The organism is Synechococcus sp. BIOS-E4-1 (assembly GCF_014279995.1).
In the GTDB taxonomy this organism is placed as follows: domain Bacteria; phylum Cyanobacteriota; class Cyanobacteriia; order PCC-6307; family Cyanobiaceae; genus Synechococcus_C.
On the sequence record NZ_CP047935.1, the window covers coordinates 1,826,568 to 1,843,894 of the forward strand.

The 17,327-nt window shown below is 57.8% G+C and carries 19 protein-coding genes; 17 read left to right on the top strand and 2 right to left on the bottom strand.

Annotated features, from left to right (window positions below; translation table 11 throughout):
• Nucleotides 1–60 precede the first annotated feature (60 nt).
• A complete protein-coding gene (locus tag SynBIOSE41_RS09865; protein WP_186537692.1) occupies nucleotides 61–1,269 on the top strand; it encodes a hypothetical protein in 1,209 nt (402 codons plus the stop codon).
• Here the strand turns inward: SynBIOSE41_RS09865 and SynBIOSE41_RS09870 are convergent.
• Nucleotides 1,260–1,730, bottom strand: a complete 471-nt coding sequence (locus SynBIOSE41_RS09870; RefSeq protein WP_186537693.1) for a CBS domain-containing protein — start codon at nucleotides 1,728–1,730, stop codon at nucleotides 1,260–1,262. The two genes, SynBIOSE41_RS09865 and SynBIOSE41_RS09870, sit on opposite strands and share 10 nt — an antisense overlap.
• A gap of 31 nt (nucleotides 1,731–1,761) precedes the next feature.
• On the opposite strand from SynBIOSE41_RS09870, the gene pgsA reads away from it, so the two are divergent.
• Nucleotides 1,762–2,307 (top strand): CDP-diacylglycerol--glycerol-3-phosphate 3-phosphatidyltransferase, encoded by a 546-nt coding sequence (gene pgsA, locus SynBIOSE41_RS09875; RefSeq protein ID WP_186537694.1) that lies wholly within the window; start codon nucleotides 1,762–1,764, stop codon nucleotides 2,305–2,307.
• Here pgsA and SynBIOSE41_RS09880 read toward each other — a convergent pair.
• Entirely contained in the window at nucleotides 2,276–3,196 is a 921-nt protein-coding gene (locus SynBIOSE41_RS09880; protein WP_255476043.1) for an NAD-dependent epimerase/dehydratase family protein, read from the bottom strand. The two genes, pgsA and SynBIOSE41_RS09880, sit on opposite strands and share 32 nt — an antisense overlap.
• 80 nt (nucleotides 3,197–3,276) lie before the next feature.
• Here SynBIOSE41_RS09880 and hisA point away from each other — a divergent pair, with 80 nt between their 5' ends.
• The 15 genes from hisA (at nucleotide 3,277) to SynBIOSE41_RS09955 (ending at nucleotide 17,319) form a co-directional block, all read left to right on the top strand.
• Entirely contained in the window at nucleotides 3,277–4,047 is a 771-nt protein-coding gene (hisA, locus tag SynBIOSE41_RS09885; protein WP_186537695.1) for a 1-(5-phosphoribosyl)-5-[(5-phosphoribosylamino)methylideneamino]imidazole-4-carboxamide isomerase, read from the top strand.
• Between the two features lie 150 nt (nucleotides 4,048–4,197).
• Nucleotides 4,198–4,593, top strand: a complete 396-nt coding sequence (locus SynBIOSE41_RS09890) for a Fur family transcriptional regulator (protein ID WP_082823282.1) — start codon at nucleotides 4,198–4,200, stop codon at nucleotides 4,591–4,593.
• Nucleotides 4,594–4,620: 27 nt separating this feature from the next.
• On the top strand, nucleotides 4,621–6,237 hold the full coding sequence (locus SynBIOSE41_RS09895) for a DUF3685 domain-containing protein (protein ID WP_186537696.1): 1,617 nt from the start codon (nucleotides 4,621–4,623) through the stop codon (nucleotides 6,235–6,237).
• Between the two features lie 55 nt (nucleotides 6,238–6,292).
• Nucleotides 6,293–6,829, top strand: a complete 537-nt coding sequence (locus SynBIOSE41_RS09900; protein ID WP_186537697.1) for a thylakoid membrane photosystem I accumulation factor — start codon at nucleotides 6,293–6,295, stop codon at nucleotides 6,827–6,829.
• Nucleotides 6,830–6,889: 60 nt separating this feature from the next.
• Nucleotides 6,890–8,056, top strand: coding sequence for a F420-0:Gamma-glutamyl ligase (locus SynBIOSE41_RS09905; protein WP_186537698.1), 1,167 nt, complete (start codon nucleotides 6,890–6,892; stop codon nucleotides 8,054–8,056).
• Between the two features lie 51 nt (nucleotides 8,057–8,107).
• Nucleotides 8,108–9,181 (top strand): hypothetical protein, encoded by a 1,074-nt coding sequence (locus SynBIOSE41_RS09910; protein ID WP_186537699.1) that lies wholly within the window; start codon nucleotides 8,108–8,110, stop codon nucleotides 9,179–9,181.
• Between the two features lies 1 nt (nucleotide 9,182).
• Entirely contained in the window at nucleotides 9,183–9,689 is a 507-nt protein-coding gene (gene ruvX / locus SynBIOSE41_RS09915; RefSeq protein ID WP_186537700.1) for a Holliday junction resolvase RuvX, read from the top strand.
• Nucleotides 9,686–10,228, top strand: a complete 543-nt coding sequence (locus SynBIOSE41_RS09920) for a DUF3727 domain-containing protein (protein WP_186537701.1) — start codon at nucleotides 9,686–9,688, stop codon at nucleotides 10,226–10,228. Before ruvX ends, SynBIOSE41_RS09920 begins: the two co-directional genes overlap by 4 nt.
• Entirely contained in the window at nucleotides 10,228–10,737 is a 510-nt protein-coding gene (locus SynBIOSE41_RS09925; RefSeq protein ID WP_186537702.1) for a YqeG family HAD IIIA-type phosphatase, read from the top strand. The genes SynBIOSE41_RS09920 and SynBIOSE41_RS09925 overlap by 1 nt, the downstream gene beginning before the upstream one ends.
• The gene (gene proB, locus SynBIOSE41_RS09930; protein WP_186537703.1) at nucleotides 10,734–11,852 is read left to right on the top strand and encodes a glutamate 5-kinase; all 1,119 of its coding nucleotides are present in this window, start codon (nucleotides 10,734–10,736) and stop codon (nucleotides 11,850–11,852) included. The genes SynBIOSE41_RS09925 and proB overlap by 4 nt, the downstream gene beginning before the upstream one ends.
• Nucleotides 11,853–12,947: 1,095 nt before the next feature.
• A complete protein-coding gene (gene lpxD, locus SynBIOSE41_RS09935; protein ID WP_186537704.1) occupies nucleotides 12,948–14,027 on the top strand; it encodes a UDP-3-O-(3-hydroxymyristoyl)glucosamine N-acyltransferase in 1,080 nt (359 codons plus the stop codon).
• Between the two features lie 31 nt (nucleotides 14,028–14,058).
• A complete protein-coding gene (leuB, locus tag SynBIOSE41_RS09940; protein ID WP_186537705.1) occupies nucleotides 14,059–15,132 on the top strand; it encodes a 3-isopropylmalate dehydrogenase in 1,074 nt (357 codons plus the stop codon).
• A 75-nt stretch (nucleotides 15,133–15,207) separates the two neighbouring features.
• Nucleotides 15,208–16,110, top strand: coding sequence for a phosphoribulokinase (locus tag SynBIOSE41_RS09945; protein WP_186537706.1), 903 nt, complete (start codon nucleotides 15,208–15,210; stop codon nucleotides 16,108–16,110).
• A 34-nt stretch (nucleotides 16,111–16,144) separates the two neighbouring features.
• On the top strand, nucleotides 16,145–16,489 hold the full coding sequence (locus SynBIOSE41_RS09950) for a hypothetical protein (RefSeq protein ID WP_186537707.1): 345 nt from the start codon (nucleotides 16,145–16,147) through the stop codon (nucleotides 16,487–16,489).
• Entirely contained in the window at nucleotides 16,486–17,319 is an 834-nt protein-coding gene (locus SynBIOSE41_RS09955) for an A24 family peptidase (RefSeq protein ID WP_186537708.1), read from the top strand. Before SynBIOSE41_RS09950 ends, SynBIOSE41_RS09955 begins: the two co-directional genes overlap by 4 nt.
• Nucleotides 17,320–17,327 lie beyond the last annotated feature (8 nt).

Sequence of the window (17,327 nt, forward strand, 5' to 3'; positions counted from 1 at the left end):
CCGCGACATTGTGACCCAAGAACGGATGCGGCTACCGTCTCACAACTGCTGCTCTGACCTGTGACTCACTTCCAGGCGTTCCGTTCCGCACTCAGAAGTCTTCCCGCCAGGGGGATTGCCGCTGCCGTTCTCGGTGTGTCTTGCGGGATGACCCATAGAGCTGAAGCAGGGTTCTCTCCGCAAGAACTGGCGGCTTTTGAGATCACGGAAATGAAAGCCACCGTGACCACAGCCCTTCCGGAACAGAAGGTGATCGAGGTGATCGATCCACATGGTCACAAGGAAATCCTCACCGTGGGGATCGATCTCGAACCCCTTGGTCTGGAGCAAGGCGACGAGGTTTCACTTTCCATTCTTGATGGCCTCGTGGTCGAGCTGGAAGCCAGTACCAACCAGGACCTGAGTTTCAACCGCGAAGACATCATTCTTCCCGAGGACATGGGCAAGCTGAAAAAAGGCATGCGTGTGGCGCTGGCCTCTGGGACAGCTCAGGTCATCAGCATCGATCGGCAAGACAACAGCATCGATCTGCTGGGGCCCCTCGGTGGCATTAACAACCTGGATGTGGTGATCACCGATGGAGCCAACCCCTTTGATCGCATTCAAGTTGGTGACACCGTTGATTTTCGACTGATCCAGCCCCTGGCTGTGAATGTGCGCAAATTGCCCGACTCGACCAAAGGCCAGGTCCTCAAGGGCTATCGAGGCCATGGAGAGCCACTGCTGGTGAGCCCTCTGGCTGCCCAGGAGGTCAGCCTGAAAAGCGAGCTGCTTGAAGCCTTTGAGCTCGCTCAGCTCACAGCCAGCATCGAACAGCTGGTTCCTGGTCAAAAGCTGCTCAGGGTGAAGGGAGCTCGAGGCCACAGCATGCTGATCACTTCAGCGATCGACCCGACCGCAGCTGGGCTCAAGGTCGGAGATCAAGTGAACATTGAAATGCTGCAAGGACTGGTGGTGGATCTGCGCAGCTCTCAGCAGAATCAGCTCACTCTCCAGAGAGAGGACCGCGAGCTGGGTCGTGATTTCGGACCGGTGCCTGCTGGAGCCCGGGTGGCCATGGCCAGTGGAACAGCAGAAGTTGTGCGACTCTCTCGCACCGATCACAAGGTGACTCTCAGAGGCCCACTGGGCAAGATTCACAAGCTCGACATCCGCCCTGAGCTGGAAGATGAGGTTTTTGCCGATTTGAGTGTTGGTGACATGGTCGATTTCCGTCTGATCAAACCCATTGCCATCCGTATCCAGCCAGTCGCTCAGCGTCAGCTCTGAGCTGACGCCAGGGCCCTAACCACATCACCGCGGGTGAGAACCCCGACAGGACGGCGATTGGCATCAACGACGATCAGACGTTGGGTGCCCTTTTCATGCAGCATCGAAGCAGCCTTCGGCAAAGGAAGGCTGACATCACAGCTGTGGCTGTCGCGGTGCATCAGATCACCAACAGTGTTGCCCAGCACCTGATGCACCTGGCGATCCCAGTTCAACGGATTGCGCAGGTAAATCACGCTGTCGAGCAGCATCACGTAAGGCCCGACATCCACACCGCTCTCACGGACCATCAGATCCTGTTCGGTCAGTTCTCCGATCAGAACGCCGTCCACGTCAACCACTGGCAGGCCACTCACGTGGTGATCGTTGAGCAGGCTGACTGCATCCTGAAGAGGTGTCTCCGCCGTCACCGTCAGCACCGGAGCGGACATCACCTCCCCGACTGTCTGCTGGAGCACCATGGGACCTGATCAACTGCACGCATTCTGAGCCTTGATCTCTCCCTGGCGATTGTGGGCCGATCGACTCACCCTGCTGCGCGCCGTGCTTGGAGCACCGTTGCTGCTGTTGCTGGCTTGCGGACAGCAAAGCTGGGCTTGGCTGCTGCTGCTGATTGGAGCATGGAGCGACTGGGCTGACGGATGGATGGCCCGCAGGGCTGACGGAGGTAGCAGCTGGGGCGCAAAGCTCGATCCCCTCGCTGACAAGTTGTTGATCAGCGCTCCATTGATCTGGTTGGCAGCCGAGCGACAACTGCCGCTGTGGGCTGTATGGCTGCTGTTGGCCAGGGAACTGCTGATCTCCGGATGGAGGTCAGGCAGCAATGGAGGCGCTCCAGCCTCCTGGCTGGGGAAATGGAAAACCACCTTTCAGTTCCTGAGCCTGTTTCTGATGCTCTGGCCCCCGAGCTGGACATCCGTCCAGATCACTGAGGTCCTGCATGCACTGGGGTGGGGGCTGTTCTGGCCAGGCCTGGTGCTTGCCCTCTGGTCAGCGATCGCCTACCTCAGCCCCCGATCAGCGCCTGATCGGCACTGAAGTCCGGTGCCGATGTTGGAGTCAGCGAATAGTCGCGCTTGTAGCTGTCTGCCATGCAGCCATGGGCGTCGAAGCGTGGGTTCCAGGCCAGCTCGCGTTCGACCCGGCTGATATCCGTGAGGAAATGACTCAGTCTCAGGGGAAACGCCTTGCGCGCCTTTGGATCGAGCCCGGCAGGGTCGAAACTGCGCAGGTCAAGACTGCCGGGCTCACGACCGCAGGCCAGAGCTGCCGCCTCGATCAGGCCTCGGAATGTGATCCCCTTCTTGGCGGAGCAGTTGTAGATGCGATTGCAGGAAGCATCCACCTCAAGGCTGCGGGCCATGGCTTCAGCCAGATCCTCAACATGGCCGATCTGGGTGATGGTCGTTCCGTCTCCAGGCAAAGGGATGGGACGGTCATTGACGATGCGATCGAAGAACCAACGCTCCACTGGGTTGTAGTTCCCAGGTCCGACGATGTAAGTGGGTCTGAAACTGGTGAAAGCAATCCCTTCACGCAGGAGCCATTGCTCCGTTTCACCCTTGCCGACATGACGACTTGCCGGATCAAGGGGGCTGTCCTCATCGAGTGGCCAGGTGTGGCTGCCTGCATAGACACCCGCTGAACTCACGTAGAGAAAACGATGGCTTGGTGCACCGGTGCGCTCCAACACCCGCTGACTGTCCGACAACGTGCGCCCGGAACTATCGACAATCACATCAAAAGCGCGGCCCTTGAGCTGATCCAGGGCCTGATCATCTCCACGATCTCCATTCACCGCCTCAACCCCCTCAGGAACGGGCTGACGGCCGCGAGTGAAGAGGGTGAGCCTGTGACCCTGCTGAAGCAGACGGATCACCAGGGGCTTGCCGACAAAGCGGGTTCCCCCCATCAACAGGATTTGCACGAGCGCCCAGACAGACCAGCGGTTATTGAAGCGTGCCCAACCCACCGGTGCAGGATGGGAGTCTGTCCATTGCAACGGCCATGCAGATCATTCCAGCCATCGACCTGCTGGGAGGGGCCTGCGTCCGCTTACACCAAGGGGACTACGACCAGGTCACCCGCTTCAGCGATGATCCGGTGTCCCAGGCCTTGAGCTGGCAAGACCAAGGGGCTCGCCGTCTGCACCTCGTGGATCTCGATGGTGCCCGCAGCGGTCAGCCAATCAACGATGCTGCCGTTCGTGCCATCACCGAGTCGCTTTCGATCCCTGTTCAGCTCGGCGGCGGCGTGCGTTCGGCAGATCGCGCTGAAGCACTTCTGGAATGCGGTCTCGAACGCGTCATTCTTGGGACGGTCGCGTTGGAGCAACCGGAACTTGTTGTGGAACTGGCCAACCGCCACCCCGGCAGGATCATCGTTGGCATTGATGCCAGGCACGGCAAGGTCGCCACAAGGGGATGGCTGGAAAACAGCGATACGGAAGCCACTGAACTGGCCGCACGGTTCAGTGAATCTGCGATTGCAGCCATTATCAGCACCGACATCAGCACCGATGGAACCCTTGCGGGACCCAACCTCAAGGCCCTGAGGCAAATGGCGGCTGCCAGCTCCGTGCCTGTGATCGCTTCAGGCGGAGTGGGCTGCATGGCTGACTTGCTTGCCCTGTTGGCCCTTGAACCGCTGGGTGTTGAGGGGGTGATTGTTGGACGAGCCCTCTACGACGGCCGCATCGATCTGCGAGAGGCGCTCATGGGGCTTGGCGATGGACGACTTCAGGACCCATCAACAGGACTGTTGAACGACATGGCCTGAAAGCATCATCCCGTCGGGTCGGTTTCACGGGTCTAACCTGAATTTATTACGACGACTGCCGTGGAGTCGCTGGTCGAGTCATTTCTGCCACAGGGATCCAGCGACAAGCGCACCCTTGAGGATGCCTTCGATCATTGCCGCCATCAAGGCATGCGACTCAGCCGACAGCGGCGAATGGTGCTCGACCTGCTGTGGCGAGAAGCCAGTCACCTCAGCGCCAGAGACATTTTTGAGAAACTCAACCAGCAAGGTCGGCGAATCGGCCATACCTCCGTTTATCAGAACCTTGAAGCACTTCAAAGTGCAGGTGTGATCGAGTGTCTCGATCGAGCCAGTGGTCGCCTGTACGGGTATCGCAATGATCCACACAGCCATCTCACCTGCCTGGAGACAGGTGTGATCGAAGACCTGGATGTGAAACTTCCAGACGAGCTTCTTAGAGAAATCGAACGCCGGACCGGATTCAACATCGAGTCGTACACCCTGCAGTTGAACGGTCGTCCAAGAATTGCCACTGGAGCATCCTCGCCAGTGCCGTTACCTTGACGCTCATCAGCACAGTTTCAGGGCATCGTGATCGACCAGGACCGGGAGATTCTGCTTTTCGCTCCCGATCTTCTCGGTGAAAGCCTTGCTGCGGAACTCTCCACTGACGAGCTGACACTTCGGGTCAGACGTTCGGCTGATCAACTTCAGGGTCATCCGTCACTGGTGATCTGGTCTCTGCCGTCGGAGACGCAGCCTCTGATCCTGAAGCGGGAGATCCTTCAGCTGCAACAACGCTGGACTCCTGCACCAACATTGCTGCTGTTACCCGCCGACTACAGACGTGATCCCCAGGCACTGCTCTCGTTGAACTGCGACGGCATCCTTCAGGACCCTGACCTAGCAGCCCTCAGGGAGGCGGTTCAGACCCTTCTTAACGGAGGCAGGGTGCTGAAGATCAAGCCCCATTCAGCTCACGCCTCAACCAGCGAGCAGGACCTGAGCATGGCGCAGTGGCTTCTGGTCAGTGGTCTTCAGCAGATCGGTCGAGATCTCCAGGTCATCGAAGCGCTGCTCGATCTCCCGCCTGAGCATCTTGTGATGCGACTGATGCTGGAAGGTCGTTGTCGTGAACTGCGCAGTGCCAGGAACCTGCTTCTTTGGCTCTGGGGACCTCTTCACACCGGCCTTGCTGAGGTGGTGCCGCTGCGTGATCAGAGCCAATCCTTAGAACTGACTCTGAGCAACCGGCAACCGACGGCCGTCTGGCATGCCATTCAGCAACGACTCGAAGGAGCTGTGAGCAGTGGACTGGGAAACGGCACAGGTCAGTTGCTGGCGATTGAAGGGCTTCATCCGGAACGCCGCCGTGACCTTTTGTTGGCTCTTCTGCAGCAATTGCATGAGGTTCTCTTACGTCTGCGTGGCGATGAGCTCGTCAGCACACGCGACCAGAAAGCACTGAGTGCTCGCTGGCAGTCCTTGCAGACGGAAGTGAAGCAACAGGCTTTGCGCAGCGTTGCAGGCAATTATGTGAGGCTTCCGCAGGGCGAAAATCTTGTTGCCGTGGCCGACCAGCTGGTGGATCGGACGGATCTCCGGCAATCGGATGATGAGCTGCCAGATCCACAGACCATGCTGGCGTCGCTGGTTCTGGATCAACCGGTCCTCGTCGATGGTCAGCTGCTTCCCTCGGACGATCCCAGGGCTCTGCTGCAGCTGGAGACCCTGATCAGCAACTGGCTTGTGCGCACCGCTGAGCTGATTGGTTCCGAACTGCTCGGCATCTGCGGCGAATGGCCCGAACTGCGCCGTTATCTCCTGCAGCAGGATCTGATCTCAACGCGCGAACTCGAACGTCTGCGCAACCAACTCAACAGTCAGTCGCGCTGGCAGGACTGGATTGAACGTCCGATCCGCTTGTATGAAAGTCGACGATTGCTGTTCAGCCTCAAGACAGGACGCATCGAACCGTTGCTGTTGACAGAGCCGAGAGATGAGGAGCTCAGGCGACTGCGATGGTGGCAACAGCAGGTCGCACTGATCGTGGAAGCCCGTGATGCCATCGCTCCGCAGGTTCAGGCCCTGGTGAAACGTCTTGGTGACCTGATGGTGGTGGTGCTGACCCAGGTGGTGGGTCGGGCCATCGGTCTGATCGGACGTGGCATTGCTCAAGGGATGGGTCGAAGTCTCGGGCGCAGCTGACTTGTCAGCGGCCAGGGTTGACCAGGGCTCAGAATGCACGGACTGTTCCGCTGCTATGACCGCGTTGCTGATCCGTTCCATCGTCGCGGTGCTGGCCTTGATGCTGATGGCGTTACCGGCTAAGGCCATCCGGGAAACCGACAGCTACGACGGCAATATCTTCGCGCTTTATGCCGGTAACGGATCTCTGGTTCCTCCGGCCGTCACCTTGGCTGAGTCCCAGCAAGCAGGGCGCACGAGCGTCATCGTCTTCTACCTTGATGACAGCAGCACAAGCAAAGCCTTCTCTCCAGCTGTGTCGGAACTTCAGAGGCTCTGGGGAAACAGCGTGGATCTCCTGCCTTTGACCACTGATGCACTGCAGGGGACAACCACCAGCGACCACGGTGATCCGGCGTATTACTGGCACGGCATTGTTCCGCAGGTGGTGGTGATCGATGGAGATGGCCAGCTGTTGCTCGATGAGGAGGGGCAAGTTCCTCTGGAGCAGATCAACGCCGCCATCAGTCAGGCAACCGGACTTCCCGCTCCACAGGGTGAAAGCATGAGCCTCAGTTTCAACGAGCTCAACACGGAAGTGATCTCACGTTGAACGTTCACGCGGACGCCTTACGCTGCGCGCCATTGAGACCGGCCGACAGCCGACGCTGACATGTGTGTTCTGCTTGTGATCCTGCTCCTGATCGGACTGGGAGTGTTCTGGATCGAAGCGCGGCACCGCCTGAGGCCCGCATCGCCGCTGAAACTCCGTCAACTGGACTGGAGTGTCGCGATCAAAGGCCATGACCTTGAACTGGAGGGATGGATCGAAATCACCAATCCTCATGCGCGCATGGAGGTGATGGTGCCTGAGCTGCAGGTCAAACCGGTGCTGATCGGCAGCTCGGACCTCAGCGATGTGATGGTCAGAACCCGGATCACACCCCACCATCCTGACGAGGACACCCGGGCCGACGGGTACTGGCCGGCCTACATCGTGAAAGGACACAAAAGCACTCGCATCGAGGTCAGTGTCAGCCTCAGCGGTCTGACAGATGCTGCGGTTGCCGATCGGGTCGATACGGTCTGGATGGATGTCCACTGGACGAACTACGGCCCCTTCGGACGTCTCAATCGTCGCCAGGGCGTGGTGGTTCCTCTGCGCAGACCCGCTGTGCGACAGCCCAGCGAAGCTGAATTCCGCTCAGGGGAGAACTGCAAAGTGCTTCCTCTGAAGACACACCTGCTTGGCCCTCTTGACAGCACCATTGAGGTGCTTCGTGACTATGCGGGCGAGCTGGTGCAACCAGGGGACATTCTCACGATCGGGGAAACCCCTGTCGCGGTGATTCAGGGGAGATACACCCATCCATCCATGGTCGAACCGTCCTGGATCGCTCGGTTGCTCTGCCGCGTGTTCCACCCCACCAGCAGCCTCGCCACGGCCTGCGGCTTGCAAACACTGATCGATCAGGTCGGACCAACCCGAGTCCTGCTCGCGTGGTCGATCGGCCTGGCGCTGAAAATGATTGGATTCAAAGGCTGGTTCTATCGACTCGCCGGCGATCAAGCGCGCCTGATTGATGACATCACAGGAACAACACCCCCTTACGACCAAACCATCGTGCTTGGCCCCGAGGACCCGGTCCGGCTTTGCCAAGATGCTGCAGACACCCTCGGCGTTGGCGTTGCAATCGTTGATGTCAACGATCTTGGACGGGTGAAGGTCCTGGCCTCCAGCAGCGGCTGTGATGAAGCGCTGCTCCATCGCGCTCTGCGCCCCAACCCGGCGGGGAATGCCAACGAGCGCACTCCACTGGTGCTGGTCAGGCCGGCTTGACCTCAGACAACGAAAGGCGGCGATAGATTAAAAAGGTGGTGGAGGCCTGCCGTGGCAACGTCAGCGGGATTCCGGCTCCGGGTCGAGCCCTTGAAAGCTGGGCATTTGGGCCAGATCGCATCGGTTCCCGATCCCTGTTCCAATATTGAAAACAGCGCTCTGCAGAGCCTGCTGGTTCAGTCATGGTTTAGCCGTCTCGAACAGTTTCTTCCTGACCCTCTCAATGCGCGACTCACGCGGGTGCTCGCTCTGATCGAGTCGTCCTCAGAATCAGCGGACCAAATTGAATCTCTGCTTCTGATGCGCTCCAGCAACCGTCGCAACAGTTGCTGGCATCTCGATGTTCTCACCCTTGCTTCACCTCGTCACTTCAGTCGCCAGCAAGGCCTGCGATTGCTGATCCAGCAGGCGCTGAACGATGACATCGCTCGCTGTCGCAGCTGGCTCGTACGCTGCGACCCAACGGACCGACCGCAACTGGATCTGTTGCGAGAGCTTGGCTTCCAGCCTCTGCGGCAGGCGCGCATCTGGAATCCGCCGATCCCGGTTTCGCCATCACCCCCTGAAGCGCAGCGCAGCCTGCAGCTTTCGGATGGACTCTCCTGGAATCCTCTCAACCAGGACAATGCACGACAGCTGTTGGCCCTGGAGCAGGCCAGCATCAGCCCACAGCACAGACAGATCCTCGATCGCCAGTGGTGCGATCTGCTCGACCTGCGCGGCGGCGGGTCAACGGTTCTGACCGTTGAGAGAGATGGAAGCAGTCAGGTGATTGCAGGGCTGATCAGACGTCCCTGGGGGATGGATTCACCCCGTCTGGAAGTGCTGCGTGGACCGGCGTGGGATGAACGCATCGGCATTGGGTTACCCGCAGCGTTGTCTCAACTGCTCAGTCAGCAGGTTTCCCCAACACTCCTCATAGCGGAGGAGGACCATCAGCTGAGGTCCATACTCGCAAGCCAGGGATGGCAGGAAGGACCACTGGAAATGATGCTGGGGCGAAGCATCTGGAGGCGTGTGCACCAGCGCAGCCTGGGTGGGCTCAGGCCACTTGAATCCATGCTCGGTCGCCTGCAGCCTCAACAACCTCCACTGCCAACCCCGAGCCTGGCCCCGAGGCGATGAGTTGAGCTCACGTCCCCGCGCGCGATCGGCTCTCAGCCTTGATGTAGGCCGCCGAAGAATCGGACTGGCAGGCTGTGATGGCCTTGGCTTGACGGTCACACCACTCCAAGCGTTGAAACGTGGCGACTTCGGCGACGATGTCAGTCAAATCAAAAAACTCTGCGTTGAACGCCGGGTTGAGGCTCTGGTCGTGGGGCTCCCCCTGGATGAGATCGGCAACCCGACCACGCAAGCCAAACACTGTTATCGCTACGGAGTCCGTCTGGCCCGCGCCTTGTCACTTCCGATGGCCCTTGTGAACGAGCACAGCAGCAGCTGGGCAGCTGGAGAACGCCATCAACTGCATGGTGATCGCACTGGGCGACTGGATAGCGCCGCTGCAGCACTGCTGCTTGAACAGTGGCTGGCCGATGGGCCTGAGCCACAACCAGTCCAGATGGCGCCTGTCGATCGTGGCGAAACGGATGCTGATGCAAGATCCTGTATTTCAATTCCTCCAGCGCCATGAGTTCAAGCGGACCTGCTTCCAGCGGCGAGGTGCCCACCGTTCTCGTCAAGGACCGTGACGGACACGACCTGCTCTGCTTTCTGGAGCAGCTCATTCCACTCGATGACACGGATTACGCCCTGCTCACTCCGGTTGACACGCCTGTGTGTCTGTTCCGGCTGCGAGACAGGGATGATCCAGAGCTGATTGAGAGCATCACCAGCAGTGAACCGATCCTTTCAGTCGCTGACGTCGTGCTTCAGGAACACGATCTAACCCTGGTTCGTTCAGCGGTGACTCTGACCGTGAACGGTGAGCTTGATGAACCAGATCCTGAGGAACTCGACGAAGAGGACGTTGATGATGAATCCGAAACCTATGAACTGTTGGTGAGTTTTCTGGTGGATGAACAGGAATACGGCCTGTACATCCCTCTGGATCCCTTCTTCGTGGTGGCAAGGATGGACGACGGTGCAGCCTTGCTGGTCGAAGGCGAGGAGTTCGACCGCGTTCAACCAAGGATTGAAGCCGAGCTGGATGAACAGGGACTGCCTGAGTGATGCAGCGTCACTGGCTGACACCGGATTGGGATCCAGGCCTGACCCTGGCCCACTTGCCCCTTGAACCCCTGATTGGGAGGGGAATCAGGGTTCTGCTGCTCGATGTTGACCGCACCCTGCTCCCAGGGCGTGATGTGGAACTTCCCGCTCCAATGCGTCGCTGGGCTGACGAAGCATCGCGTTTGCTGCACATCCATCTGATCAGCAACAACCCCTCGCGTCAGAGAATCCAGGCAGTGGCGGATCAGCTCAAAGTGACATACACCTGCTCGGCAGCCAAGCCTCGAGGAGGAGCGATTCGCCGTGTGATCAGCAAGCTTCCCAATGTGCCCGCCGAGATCGCCATGGTGGGAGATCGCGTGTTCACTGATGTGCTTGCCGGCAACAGACTGGGGCTATACACCGTGCTGGTGAAACCACCTCGCTTCGACGGCACACCCTGCAGTCACGATCGGGTTCAAAGGCTGGAACGACATCTCGCCAGAGTTTTCGGAGCCGTGGGGCCATGACGCTCAGGGTTGTGAAAGTGGGCACCAGCCTGCTGAGACAACGCCAAGAGACGTCCACAGCTGAGGCGATTGCAGGGTTGTCCAGCACACTGGCGGAAAGCATGGACAGCGGTGATCGAACGGTGTTGGTGTCATCTGGAGCCGTTGGTCTCGGCTGCCAACGACTCGGAATGAAGCAGCGTCCCCTCAGCCTTCAAGGCCTGCAGGCTGCCGCATCAGTGGGCCAGGGATATCTGATGAGCCTTTATGAAATGGCCTTCTCCCTCCACTCCATTCCCGTAGCGCAGGTGCTTCTCACTCGCGCGGACCTGGAAGACCGCCTGAGCTACCACAACGCATCCGCCACACTGAATCAGCTGCTGGAGTGGGGAGTGCTCCCCGTGGTGAATGAAAATGACACGGTGTCATCGGACGAGCTGAAATTCGGCGATAACGACACCCTCTCAGCACTCGTGGCTGCTGCACTTAAAGCGGATGAACTGATTCTGCTCACTGATGTGGACAGTCTTTATTCAGCGGATCCTCGTAGTGATTTCAATGCAACTCCAATCAAGGATGTGCATGATGCTGAACAGATCGGAGCGCTTGAAGAAGGTGCAGGCAACGGCGGCAAGTGGGGGACCGGGGGAATGGCCACAAAGCTTGCGGCTGCTCGAATCGCTACCGCAAGCGGCGTCACAGTGCATCTGGGCGATGGCAGAAAGTCTGAGGCCTTGCAGAACATTCTGCGAGGAGGGCGAGGCGGCACTGTTTTCCATCCCCATCCTCAACCGCTTGGCAATCGCAAGAGTTGGCTAGCCCATGCACTGAAGCCAACAGGTTCGTTGCACCTTGATCCAGGGGCCTGTAGGGCACTGCTGAACAAGGGAGCTTCGCTTCTGCTTGTTGGTGTCACCGAGCTCGATGGCCAGTTCGACGCCAATCAGGCTGTGCTCCTGCTTGATGAGGACGGCCAGGAGGTGGCTCGAGGTCTTGCGACAATGAGTAGCGAGAAGTTGAAAGATCTGCTCACCAGGCAGTCACCCAATCAGACAACCACTGGCGGTTCACCAGTTGTGGTTCATCGCGACGCCATGGTTTTGACGATGCCCACTACACGCCAGAGCCCTGATTAACAAACAGTGAGTCAAAATTAGAACTTAAACGCGGATGAACTTGCTAAATCCATCAAGCCCACTCAATGACTCAGCACTAATTCAAACATTAATTCAGCAAAAAGACTACTTGTTCGCAGAAAGTCCCATATAGTATCCAAATCCATTGGCACAGATCATGCTGAGAAAGAGAAAGGGAATAATGATATTGGCGTAATCGTGGGCTAGCCAAGACGTCAAAAGAAACGCCCCAACAGAGGCAGCAGCAAATAAACTGACAATCGGGTCCTGTTTCGCCGACATAACATAGTAAACATTCCACTTTATTTTAGCGAGAGATTGGCCATGTGGCGGTATCAGCTTCTACTACAACAAACAACGCCGGAAACCAACCATCGTTCAACCAGACCTCCCTCCGCCGCACAAGAATCCATTCACTCCAACAAGAATAGTTCAGCAAAACCTGAAAGAATTGATTCTTTCAAACAGATGAAAGCCTTGGCATCGAACCAGCAGAGAAGAACTACTTTATAGCAGGCAAAATCACATAGATATAAAGAAGAAGGAACGAATATAAACCGCCAAGAATCAGAACCCACTTTGACATAACTGATTGATGAGATGATCCAGCATAGCCAACAGACCACCCAACCCTTTTCCAGATAAAGCAAAATCGGACGAAGACAACACGCAAACAAGAAAGAGACGCCGCAAAAACAAACATTGAAATCAATTTATCAAAACAATTACTCCAAAAATTCAGGCCAAAAAGCCCAGCACTCATGGACTTAATCTCAAAAAATCAAGCACAAAAATGCTGACGCACTTCCTTGGAGGCATTGACACAATCAGGAAGAGTCAAGAAGTCGACAAATTCTTTCATGAACCATCATCGGCTCGAGCTGTTCGGCAAACGCAGTCAGCCAGAACCGCCTACTTACGCTCTCGAAAAGTCCTGATTTCGCAACAGTTGAGCGTGCATCATCAACCTCTTTGCCAGCTAAATTAACTGGAACTTCTCACTGGATTCTCCAAGGCTGCCAGTAACGAATGTGTTGCGAACCAGCCTGAGAATGTCAGCTGTGAAAACGATGTTCAGTCAATCGGTACGTCTCCATGCGCTTCAGCGAGTTGATCGCCATTCTTGAGCAGGGCGAATCCGGTGTTCTGAAGGTGTCCACAGGCCAAGATCCGGACCTGCGTGGGGCGGCCTCTCTGGAGTGCGCACAATCCGATCAGCTCAGTTTCCTTGAACAGGGCAACGCCCTGATCACCAGCCTGGAAACCAGTGCAGTGGGTGCACTACTTCTCCCTGATCAGGAGGAGCTGAAGACAATTGCCGAGCAAAGAAAACTGGCCTGGGCCATCTGTCGCGATCCAAGACTTGCTTTCGCTGAGGCACTGGAACAACTGCATCCCCGTCCTGTTCAGAACGCCGGCATTCATCCCAGCGCCGTGATCTCCGATCGCGTGCAGATTGGCGCTGGTGTCAGCGTCTGCGCCAACGTGACGATCGGCGATGACACCAGGATCGGAGCTCAAACCGTGATCCATCCAGGCGTGGTGATCTACGGCAACGTGGAGATCGGGGAAGGCTGCGAATTGCACGCAAATGCCGTTCTCCACCCCGGATGCCGCATTGGCAAGGGTTGCGTTGTGCATTCCAATGCAGTGGTGGGATCCGAGGGGTTTGGCTTTGTTCCAACGGCCAAGGGTTGGCGCAAGATGCCCCAGACCGGATTGGTGGTTCTCGAAGATGGAGTCGAGATCGGCTGCGGGAGCACGATTGATCGTCCTTCCGTCGGTGAAACGCGGATTGGAGCCGGCAGCAAAGTCGACAATCTGGTCCAGATCGGCCACGGCGTGGTGACAGGACGGGGCTGCGCCCTGGCCTCACAGGTGGGTATCGCCGGCGGAGCGCGTCTCGGTCATGGGGTGATTCTTGCCGGACAGGTCGGCGTCGCCAATCGTGCCGTGATCGGCGACAGAGCCATTGCGAGCTCCAAAAGCGGCATCCATGGCGAGATCGCCTCAGGGGAAGTGGTGAGTGGTTATCCAGCCATTCCCAACAGGCTCTGGCTGCGCTGCTCTGCGGCCTTCAGCAAATTGCCGGAAATGACCAAACAGCTCCGTCAGCTCCAGCGCCAGGTGGCGCCAGCAGCCTCCCGGCCTGAAGGATCAGAGACCGCTCAGTAATCTCCCCCCAGCACTGTCCGGGCTCGGCAACATGGATCAGCATCGTGTCGTTCTTCTGCCCGGTGACGGCATTGGTCCGGAAATCACGGCCGTGGCCCGTCAGCTTCTTGAAGTCGTCGCCGCACGTTTCGACCTCAGCCTGACGTTCGATGAGCAACTGATCGGTGGAGCCGCCATCGACGCAACCGGAGAACCGTTGCCGGCAAGCACGCTGGAGACATGCCGTGCAGCAGATGCCGTCTTGCTTGCCGCGATCGGCAGTCCACGTTTCGATGCATTGCCAAGAGACAAGCGACCGGAAAGCGGACTGCTGGCTCTGCGTTCAGGCATGGAGCTGTTCGCCAATCTCCGTCCGGTGAAGATTGTGCCTGCCTTGATCGATGCCAGCAGTCTCCGGCCAGAAGTGATTGAAGGAGTCGATCTGATGGTCGTCCGTGAACTCACCGGCGGCATTTACTTCGGCCAACCAAAGGGTCGAATCGAAGCAGACGGAGAGGAACGGGGCTTCAACACCATGACCTACTCGAATTCAGAGGTGGATCGAATCGCCAGAGTGGCGTTCGAGCTGGCGGCTGAGCGCAGAGGTCAACTCTGCTCGGTCGACAAGGCCAACGTTCTTGATGTCAGCCAGCTGTGGAGAGACCGAGTGAATGCCTTGTCCAGCAACTACAGCGGGGTGGAGGTGAGTCACATGTACGTGGACAACGCCGCCATGCAGCTGGTGCGGGCTCCACGTCAGTTCGATGTCTTACTCACAGGCAATCTTTTCGGCGACATTCTCAGCGATGAGGCCGCCATGCTCACGGGATCCATCGGCATGTTGCCCTCAGCGTCTCTCGGAAGTGAAGGGCCGGGGCTCTTTGAGCCGGTGCATGGATCAGCTCCGGACATTGCCGGACAAGACAAGGCCAACCCCATGGCCATGGTTCTCTCCGCAGCGATGATGCTGAGGACAGGGTTGAAGCAGCCCAGCGCTGCTGACGCACTGGAAAAGGCTGTGGATCAGGTGCTGGCCAAGGGCTTCCGCACCGGCGATCTGATGGCGGAAGGTTGCACACCACTGGGGTGCAAGGCGATGGGTGAAGAGCTGCTCAGGGCACTCTGAACAGATTTGATCAAGCAAAATTCGAAATCGGTCCGTTGACCTGCCAAACTCTTCGGGCCAGATCTGCCTCCGTCGATGTCGAAGCGTCACCCCGTCGTGGCTGTCACCGGTTCCTCAGGTGCCGGCACCAGCACCGTGAAGCGTGCCTTCGAGCACATCTTCGCCCGTGAAAGCATCACACCGGCTGTCGTTGAAGGTGACAGCTATCACCGCTTCGAGCGCATGGCCATGAGAGATGCCATGGCTGATGCACTGGCCAAGGGTGAGAACTTCTCCCACTTCGGCCCTGAAGCCAACCTGTTCGACAATCTTGAGGAACTGTTCCGCGTCTACGGCGAAACAGGAGGGGGCCAGAAGCGCTACTACCTGCACAGTCCTGAAGAAGCCGCTGAACACAATTCACGTCTGGGAGTCGATCTGAACCCGGGCCAGTTCACACCCTGGGAAGACATTCCCACAGGCACTGACCTGCTGTTTTACGAAGGTCTTCACGGTGGCGTGAAAGGTGATGCCTACGACGTGGCATCACTCGCTGATCTCCTGGTCGGTGTGGTGCCAATCACCAATCTCGAATGGATTCAGAAGATTCACCGTGACAATGCCGAGCGTGGCTATTCAGCTGAAGCAATTGTGGACACCATCCTTCGCAGGATGCCTGACTACATCAATCACATCTGTCCCCAGTTCAGCCGTACCGATATCAATTTCCAGCGAGTCCCCACAGTCGATACATCCAACCCCTTCATCTGCAGGAACATTCCCAGCCCGGACGAAAGCTTCGTGATCATTCACTTCCGCAAGGGTGCTCGAGAGAAATGGGGTATTGATTTCAACGAACTTCTGAACATGATCCACGACTCCTTCATGTCAAGTCCCACCAGCATTGTGGTGAACGGAGGCAAGATGGGATTCGCCATGGAACTGATCCTCACTCCAATCATTCATCGCATGATTGAAGAGAAGAAAAAGCTGAACTGATTTCTTCTCAGCAGTAGCTCCAATCAGTCCTATCGTGGGCTCATCTGATGCTTCAGGTGGGCCTATTTCTGTTTCTCCTCCATCCTTCGTGATCGCGGGAGCCGGCGGAAACGCCAGCCTCACTCCACGCTGGGACCGAGTGGACAGCAGACGTCTGATCGCTCTGGCACGAAGCATTTATTTCCAGCATCTGAGCGAATCAACCCATTCACTCGAACCCTACGGAGTGGTGGTGAATATCCATCTCACAGAGGGACGTGTGGTTCTCAATGCCCCAACACTGTTGCCCGACGAACAATTCATCAGTGCAGAACTGATCAGTCGCAGGCTCAGGCGACCACGCAATCCAAAAGAACGGCTCAGAGGGCAGGGGTCTTGAACCCACTCCTGTTGATCGTGCTGCTGACAGGAGCCTGTGTTGGCAGCTTCATCAACGTAGTCGTCTGGCGGCTTCCGAGAGGAGAGTCCGTTGTATGGCCCGGCAGTCGCTGCCCTCACTGCGGCCATTCCGTGCAATGGCACGACAACATCCCCGTGCTTGGCTGGCTGGCTCTGCGAGGACGCTGCCGCAACTGCTATCAACCCATTTCAGCGCGTTACCCCCTGGTTGAGGCGCTCACAGCAGGCTTGTGGCTGAGTGCGACGTGGGCTATCGGCTTCAGCTCTGGCACGTTTTCAACAGACCCCATAACGACTCTGGTCACGCTGGTGGGCGGATTCGTGCTGATCAGCCTGTTGATGCCGCTGGTGCTGATCGACATCGATCACCTCTGGCTGCCGGAACCGATCTGCCGCGGAGGAGTGATTGCAGGTCTGCTGGCCACTGGACTTGTTGCAGCCTTTGCAGAGCAGCAGACGGAGGGAAGCCTTCTGTTCAATCATCTGCTGGCGTCAGCAGCGGGGTTATTGGTGCTGGAAGCACTCAGCGCTTTGGCCGAACGCTTGGTGGGTCAGCCTGCACTGGGGTTGGGTGACGCCAAACTGGCAGCCATGGCCGGGGCATGGCTGGGACTGGCTGGACTGGGCGTGGCGATGGGCATCGCTGTGATTTCAGGAGCATTGTTCGGGATCATTGGCAGGATCACAGGCCGCCTGAAACCCAGAGAACCTTTTCCATTCGGTCCTTTCATTGGTGTGGGGATCTGGCTGGTCTGGTTAATGGGCCCCCAATGGTGGTGGACTCAGTGGCTGGCGTTGATTGGACCATGAAAAAGCCC